This window comes from Streptomyces ipomoeae 91-03, assembly GCF_000317595.1.
Classification (GTDB): domain Bacteria; phylum Actinomycetota; class Actinomycetes; order Streptomycetales; family Streptomycetaceae; genus Streptomyces; species Streptomyces ipomoeae.
Genome location: NZ_AEJC01000224.1, coordinates 1 through 1,206, shown reverse-complemented (window position 1 = coordinate 1,206; position 1,206 = coordinate 1). Strand labels below are relative to the sequence as shown.

Here is a 1,206-nt window from a genome sequence, read left to right as displayed (position 1 = left end):
CCCAGGCCCTCGACGTGCCCGTCGGCACGATCAGATCCCGGCTGAACCGGGCTCGCAGCAAACTGCGCGAAGCACTGGGCGGATCCGATCCGACCGCTTTCCGAGAGGCAGACGCCCATGCGTGACATCGACGAGCCGAGGGACCTGAGAGCCCTCACCGACTTCGACGCGGGGGCTCCCCCGCTGGACGACGAGACCCGGCGGCGGGGACGAGCCCGGCTGCTCGCCGCGATCACCGCACCGGACGCCGGGCGCGCGGCGAACACGGCGGTCCGGCCCGTCTCGGCGGTACGCCGCCGCCCGGTCCTGCGGATCGCCCTGGCCGGCGTGGTCGCCGCCGCCGTCGCGGCCGGTGTGCTGGTCGCCGCACAGGACGACGACGGCGGCGGCCGGGGGAAGACCGCGAGGCCGCCGGTCGCGAGCCTCCCGCCGATGCGGAACGTGAGCGCGCGGACCGTGCTCAACGGGGCGGCGGCGTACGAGCGGAAGCACGAGCGGACGGCCAGTCCCCGGGACGACCAGTTCATCTACACCAAGGAGATCATCAAGGAGACCAACCAGAAGACGGGGAGGACGAAGACCCACGTCGACGAGAACTGGCGGTCCGTGGACGGCTCCCAGCGCTCCTGGATCATGGAGATCGGCAAGGGCTGGTGGTCCCCGCCGCTGGAGGACAACGCGAGCATGTGGCCGCCGCAGGACTGGGGCACGCTGCGGAAACTGCCGACCGACCCCGAGCAGCTGATCCTCGCGATCCAGAACGGCCCCTTCGGTGGCGGGGCGAAGGCCGACTCGCTGGACGACCTCACCGACCAGGACTGGTCGTCCCTCCACTTCAGCCTCGCTGGGCTCCTCAAGCTGGTCCCGGTGATGCCGGAGGGGCTGCGGGCTGCGGCGTACGAGGCGCTGGGCATGGTGCCGGGCGTCAAGGCGGTGCCGAACCAGAAGGACGCCAAGGGCCGTGTCGGCGTGGCCATCACCTACGACGACCCGACGCTCCCGGAGGGGAGCAGCGGCTTCGGCGGCTACTTCATCTTCGACCCGGTGACGTACGAGTTCCTCGGCATGCGTGACGAGCGCAGCTCGGGCGACGGCAAGAACATCAAGCGGTACACCCAGCTCTCGTACCTCGACAGCTGGGCGGTCGTCGACAGGGCCAAGGAGCGGCCGGCGGTCAACGGCTAGGACGCGGCGGGGATTCTGAGG

The 1,206-nt window shown here is 71.1% G+C and carries 1 protein-coding gene and 1 pseudogene; both read left to right on the top strand.

Going from position 1 to position 1,206, the window contains the following annotated elements; translation table 11 throughout:
• Nucleotides 1–125, top strand: a pseudogene (locus STRIP9103_RS51505) (RNA polymerase subunit sigma-70); the annotation flags it as partial.
• Nucleotides 118–1,185 carry a CU044_5270 family protein gene (locus tag STRIP9103_RS14710; protein ID WP_009310829.1) on the top strand — a complete coding sequence of 356 codons (1,068 nt, stop codon included), beginning with the start codon at nt 118–120 and terminating at the stop codon, nt 1,183–1,185. The pseudogene STRIP9103_RS51505 and the gene STRIP9103_RS14710, both read left to right, overlap by 8 nt.
• Nucleotides 1,186–1,206 lie beyond the last annotated feature (21 nt).